This is a genomic window from uncultured Caulobacter sp., assembly GCF_937900395.1.
In the GTDB taxonomy this organism is placed as follows: Bacteria; Pseudomonadota; Alphaproteobacteria; order Caulobacterales; family Caulobacteraceae; genus Caulobacter.
In genome coordinates, this window is sequence record NZ_CALCDX010000004.1 from 1 (window position 1) to 5997 (window position 5997).

The 5997-nt window shown below is 67.5% G+C and carries 4 protein-coding genes; 2 read left to right on the top strand and 2 right to left on the bottom strand.

Features of this window, described 5'->3' with window-relative positions:
• Together aspS and tpiA are read right to left on the bottom strand one after the other, a co-directional pair.
• The coding region (gene aspS, locus Q0379_RS00285; protein ID WP_299002863.1) for an aspartate--tRNA ligase at window positions 1-1777 on the bottom strand (1777 nt) is incomplete at its 3' end.
• A gap of 130 nt (window positions 1778-1907) precedes the next feature.
• The gene (tpiA, locus tag Q0379_RS00290; protein WP_299002866.1) at window positions 1908-2669 is read right to left on the bottom strand and encodes a triose-phosphate isomerase; all 762 of its coding nucleotides are present in this window, start codon (window positions 2667-2669) and stop codon (window positions 1908-1910) included.
• A gap of 139 nt (window positions 2670-2808) precedes the next feature.
• Between tpiA and Q0379_RS00295 the strand changes: the two genes are divergently transcribed.
• Window positions 2809-4770, top strand: coding sequence for a peptidylprolyl isomerase (locus tag Q0379_RS00295; protein WP_299002869.1), 1962 nt, complete (start codon window positions 2809-2811; stop codon window positions 4768-4770).
• Window positions 4770-5997, top strand: a 1228-nt coding sequence (locus tag Q0379_RS00300) for a chorismate-binding protein (RefSeq protein ID WP_299002872.1), incomplete at its 3' end; no start/stop codon positions are given. The genes Q0379_RS00295 and Q0379_RS00300, both read left to right, overlap by 1 nt.

Sequence of the window (5997 nt, forward strand, 5' to 3'; positions counted from 1 at the left end):
TGGCCGGGGCGTTCATCAAGAGGTCCTGGCCCTGCTGGTTCAGCGGGAAGGCGATAACCTCGCGGATGGCGACCTGGTCGGCCAGCAGCATGACGATGCGGTCGATGCCGGGCGCCAGACCGCCGTGCGGCGGCGCGCCGTAGCGGAACGCGTTCAGCATGCCGCCAAACTGCTCCTCGACGACTTCCGGGCCGTAACCGGCGATCTCGAAGGCCTTCAGCATGATCTCGGGCTTGTGGTTCCGGATCGCGCCCGAGCACAGCTCGTAGCCGTTGCAGACGATGTCGTACTGGTAGGCGCGGATGGTCAGCGGATCCTGGCCTTCCAGGGCCTCCAGACCGCCTTGCGGCATCGAGAACGGGTTGTGGGAGAAGTCGACCTTCTTCTCGTCCTCATTCCACTCGAACATCGGGAAGTCGACGATCCAGCAGAACTTGAACTGGTTCTCGTCGACCAGCTTCAGCTCCGTGCCGACGCGCGTGCGGGCCAGGCCCGCGAACTTGGCGAACACGGCCGGGTCGCCAGCCACGAAGAACGCGGCGTCGCCGGCGCCAAGGCCCAGCGACTCCATCAGGGCTTGGGTCGGCTCGCCCAGGTTCTTGGCGATCGGGCCGCCCCAGCCGCCCTGGTCTTCCGACCAGAAGACGTAGCCGAGGCCCGGTTGGCCTTCGCCCTGGGCCCAGCTGTTCATGCGGTCGCAGAAGGCGCGGCTGCCGCCGGTCGGCGCCGGGATCGCCCACACCTGGTTCTTGGCGTCCGCGCCCAGGATCTTGGCGAACAGGCCAAAGCCGCCGTCGCGGAAGTGCTCCGAGACGTTCTGCATCTTGATCGGGTTGCGCAGGTCCGGCTTGTCGCTGCCGTACCAGGCCATCGACTGGGCGTAGGTCAGGCGCTCGAAGCCCTTGTGCTCGAACGTCGCGCCGAAGTCGTTGGTGAAGGTGTGAGTCTCGCTGATCGGCGAGACGCGACGGCCATTGCCGAATTCCTCGAAGACGCCGTGCATCACCGGCTCAATGGCCGCGAACACGTCTTCCTGGGTGACGAAGCTCATCTCGACGTCGAGCTGGTAGAATTCCAGCGAACGGTCGGCGCGCAGGTCCTCGTCGCGGAAGCACGGGGCGATCTGGAAGTAGCGGTCGAAGCCCGAGACCATCAGCAGCTGCTTGAACTGCTGCGGCGCCTGCGGAAGCGCATAGAACTTCTCCGGATGCATCCGCGAGGGCACCAGGAAGTCGCGCGCGCCTTCCGGCGAGCTGGCCGTCAGGATCGGCGTCTGGAACTCGTTGAAGCCCTGGGCGAACATGCGGTTGCGGATCGACTGGATCACGCGCGAGCGCAGGACGATGTTCTTGTGCAGCGTCTCGCGACGCAGGTCGAGATAGCGGTGCTTGAGGCGGATCTCTTCCGGATAGTCCGGCTCGCCGAAGACCGGCAGCGGCAGCTCGGCGGCTTCGCTCAGCACCTCGACGGCCGAGACGCGGATCTCGATCTCGCCGGTCGGGAGGTTGGGGTTCACCACGCTGGCGTCGCGGGCGATGACCTCGCCGTCGACCCGGATCACGCTCTCGGCGCGCAAGCGCTCGACCACGTTGAAGCCCGGCGTTTCGGGGTGCAGGACCAGCTGGGTCAGACCGTAGTGGTCGCGCAGGTCGATAAAGACCAGACCGCCGTGATCGCGCTTGCGATGGATCCAGCCCGACAGGCGCACCGAGGAACCGGTGTCGGAAGCGCGAAGAGCGCCGCAGTTATGGGTGCGATAGGCGTGCATCGAGGTCATGAAAGTCTTGAATACGCGGTGATTTGCAAGGCGCGGTAAGGCGCACGTGGGCGCCGCGATGTCAAGGATTCTGGCCCAGGCTCGGGACGAACCGTGCGCTCGCGCGGTTCGTCCCGAAAGGGTCTCCGCCTCAGGCGGCCTCGATGATCGCCAGGAAATCCTTGGCCTTCAGCGAAGCGCCACCCACCAGGGCCCCGCCGACCTCTGGGGCGGCCAGGATTTCGGCGGCGTTCTCAGGCTTCACCGAGCCGCCGTACAGGATGGGAACGCCAGCGCCCTGGTCGCCGAACTGCACGACAAGCTCGGCGCGGATGGCCGCGTGCATCTCGATGATGTTCTCGACCGACGCGACATGGCCGGTGCCGATGGCCCAGATCGGTTCGTAGGCGACGCTGAAGGCTTGGCCCTTCAGGCTTTGCGGCAAGGAGTTGCGCAGCTGACCGATGACGAAGCTGACCGCCTCGCCCGCTTGCCGCTGCTCCAGGCTCTCGCCAACGCAGATGATCGGTTCGATGCCGACCGCCAAGGCCGCACCGACCTTGGCGGCGACCATCTGGCAGGTTTCGCCATGGTCGGTGCGGCGTTCGGAGTGGCCGACGATGACCATGGTCCCGTTCGCGTCGCCGATCATCTCGGCCGAGATGTCGCCGGTGTGGGCGCCGCTGGCCTTGGCGTGGCAGTCCTGGCCGCCGACCAGGACGGACGAGCCGGCCACGGCCTCGGCCAGGCGATGCAACAGGGTGGCTGGCGGGAAAATCGCCACGCGGGCGGCGGCGGGGCGCTGATCCAGCGCCGCCGCGACGGCGCGGGCCTCGTCGAGCGCGGCCGAAAGGCCGTTCATTTTCCAGTTTCCGGCGATCAACGGCCGGGGCGTCGTGCTTGAAAGGGTCATGAGCGCCTTCTTGGGGACACGCTCCCTTGGGAAGTCAAGCCCGCGCCGCTTGCCCCCGCGCATGTGGCTCTACTATACCCGCTGCTCTCGACCGCTTTGCTCGTTGCTTCAGCGGTCCGACTGGAAGGTTCTCGCCCTCATGCTCGCCGGTTTCCGCTCCTTCGCCAAATCGCCGTTCGCGGTGCTGCTGTTTGGCCTGCTGATCGTCAGCTTCGCCATCTTTGGCATCAGCGACGTCTTCAAAGGGCCCCGCGGCTCGGGCGTAATCGACGCCGGCTCGCGCGAGATGTCCGCCCAGGACTTCAAGCTGCGCTTCGACAACTACCGCAAGGAGATCGAGCGTCGGAACGGCGAAGCCCTGACCCCTGACCAGGCTGTCGAGCGCGGCTTGGACAAGCAGATCGTGCAGGAGCTGGCGCTGCAGGAATCGATCGCCGCCGCCATCGCCAAGATGGGCGTCGTTCCCTCGGACAAGCTGATCGCCAAGACCGTCCACGAGCAGATGAGCCAGCTGGCGCCCGGCCAGCGCCCGTTCGACCCGATCACCGGCAAGTTCGACCCGAAGCTCTACGCCGCCCTCCTGGCGCAGAATAATCTGACACCCCAGTCGTATGAAGCCTCGCTGCGCGACGAGATCGCTCAGGGCCACTTCTTCTCCGCGATCGCCGATGGCCTAAAGGCCCCGCGCATCTACGCCGCCCTGCAGGCCGCCTATGGTCTGGAGACCCGCGACATCGCCGCCTTCGCCGTCAATCCGGCCTCGGTCGAGAAGCCCGCGCCGCCGACCGACGCGCAGCTGATCGCCTTCATGAAGGAAAACGCTGATCGCCTGACGCGTCCGGAAACGCGCGTCCTGTCGATCATGCGGGTCAGCGCCCAAGCGTTGGAGCCGACCGTGGCCATCGATCCGGCCGCGGTCCAGAAGGCCTTCAACTTCCGCAAGGACAGCCTGGCGAAACCCGAAACCCGCTCGCTGATCCAGATCGTCGCGCCGGACGCCAAGACCGCCGCCACGATCTCGCAGCGCCTGGCCAAGGGCGAAGACCCCGCCACGGTCGCCAAGGCCTTTGGCAAGTCGCCGGTCGCCCTGATCGATAAGCCCAAGTCCGCCCTGCCCGACCGCAAGGTCGCCGACGCGGCGTTCAGCCTGGCCGCCGGCCAGGTCAGCGGTCCGATCAACGGCGAGCTGGGCGTTTCGGTCGTGAAGGTCACCAAGGTCACGCCGGGCGTGGTCGCCACGCTCGACAGCGTCCGCCCTCAGATCGAGGCTGAGGTCCGCGCCCAGGCCGCTCAGGCCAAGGCTTACGACCAGACCCAAGCCTACCAGGATGCTCATGACGCCGGCGCCGATCTCGTCGCCGCGGCCAGCAAGGCCGGCGCGATGGTGGTGACGACGGCGCCGATCACCGCCCAGGGCGCCGACCAGATGGGGCAGCCAGTGGCGGGCCTCACGCCCGACATGATCAAGACCGCGTTCGGTCTGTCGCAAGGCGGCGAAAGCGACCTGATCGAACTCGGCAAGGGCGAATACTACGCCGTGAAGGTTGAGAAGGTGGTCCCGGCCGCCATGCCGCCCCTGGCCGAGATCAAGCCGCAGCTGACCGCGGTTTGGATGGGCCAGGAGATGGGTAAGCGCCTGAAGGCCAAGGCCGACGAACTGGCCGCGCGCGTCAAGAAAGGCGAATCGTTCGAGGCCGTCGCCGCCGCGGCGCAGTCCAACGTCCAGCGCGTTCCGGGCCTGTCGCGCCAAAACGCCCAGCAACACATGGGCCTGGGTCCGGCGTTCCTGGGCGCGGCCTTCGACGCCAAGCCCAACGCGGTGTTCACCGCCCGCGCCGGGCAGCAGGGCGAGGCCTATGTCGTCGCTAAGCTGGAGGCTATCCACGCCGCGCCGACCAACGACGTCGCCCGCTACGCCGTGATCGCCCAGGCCCAGGCCGCCAACGGCCTGATGCGCGACCTTGGCGAGGCGTCGCGCGCCGCCGCCAAGGCCCAGCTGAAGACCAAGAGCAACCTGACCCTGGCCCGCCAGGCCATCGGCGTCGACACCGACGCCCTGGCCAAGGCCGAAGCCGCCAAGTCCGGAAAGAAAGCCGACTAATGAGTCTGGAACCCGCCTTCGACGCCTTTTCGGAAGCTTATGACTCCGGGCGGCAGCAGGTTGTCTGGACCCGTCTGATCGACGATCTGGAGACGCCGGTCTCGGCCTACCTGAAGATCGCCCAGACGCGGCCCTACAGCTTCCTGTTCGAAAGCGTCGAGGGCGGCGCCTGGCGCGGTCGCTACTCGATCGTGACCATGAACCCGGATCTCGTCTGGCGCTGCCGCGGCGACCAGGCCGAGATCGCCGAGGGCGATGACATCGCCGCCGGCCGCTACACGCCTCAGCCGGGCGGCGCGCTGGACAGCCTGCGCGACTTGGTCGCCCGCTCGCGCATGGAGCTGCCCAAGGGCCTGCCGCCGATGGCCGCCGGGGTGTTTGGGGCGCTGGGCTATGACCTCGTCCGCCTGGTCGAACGGCTGCCGGACATCAACGAGGACACTCTAGGCCTGCCGGACGGGATCATGACCCGCCCGCAGATCGTCGCGATCTTCGACGCCATCGCCCAGGAGATCATCCTGACCACGGCTGTGCGCCCCAAGAGCGGCGTCTCGGCCAAAGAGGCCTACGAGGCCGCCCGGGCGCGGATCGAGACCGTGATGGCCGACCTGCACCGTCCGCTGGCCCATGACGCGCCCCGCGCGCCGCGCGGTCCGATGGAGTTCACGACGCCGGTCAGCCGCGCCGACTATCACCAGGTGGTGGCCAAGGCGAAGGACTACATCGCCGCCGGCGACATCTTCCAGGTCGTGGCCAGCCACCGGTTCCGCAGCCGCTTCGACCTGCCGCCGTTCGCCCTCTATCGCTCGCTGCGTCGGACCAATCCGTCGCCGTTCCTGTTCTTCCTGAACCTGGACGGCTTCCATCTGGTCGGCTCCAGCCCCGAGATTCTGGTTCGCCTGCGCGACGGCAAGATCACTATCCGCCCGATCGCCGGCACCCGGCCGCGCGGCGCTACGCCCGAGCAGGACGCGGCGCTGGAAGCTGAACTGCTGGCCGATCCCAAGGAGCGCGCCGAGCACCTGATGCTGCTAGACCTGGGCCGCAACGACGTCGGCCGGGTCGCGATGCTGAACCATCACGGCCGCAACGCCCCCGCCGAGAAGGCCAAGGGCCCGAACGTCCGCGTGACCGAGAGCTTCAAGATCGAGCGCTACAGCCACGTCATGCATATCGTCTCGAACGTCGAGGGCAACGCGCCCGAAGGCGTCGATCCGGTCGATGTCC

What these genes read in the sequence shown, in the direction of transcription:
- tpiA (WP_299002866.1), bottom strand. Translation starts at nt 2,669, where the DNA reads ATGACCCTTTCAAGCACGACGCCCCGGCCGTTGATCGCCGGAAACTGG.
- Q0379_RS00295 (WP_299002869.1), top strand. Translation starts at nt 2,809, where the DNA reads ATGCTCGCCGGTTTCCGCTCCTTCGCCAAATCGCCGTTCGCGGTGCTG.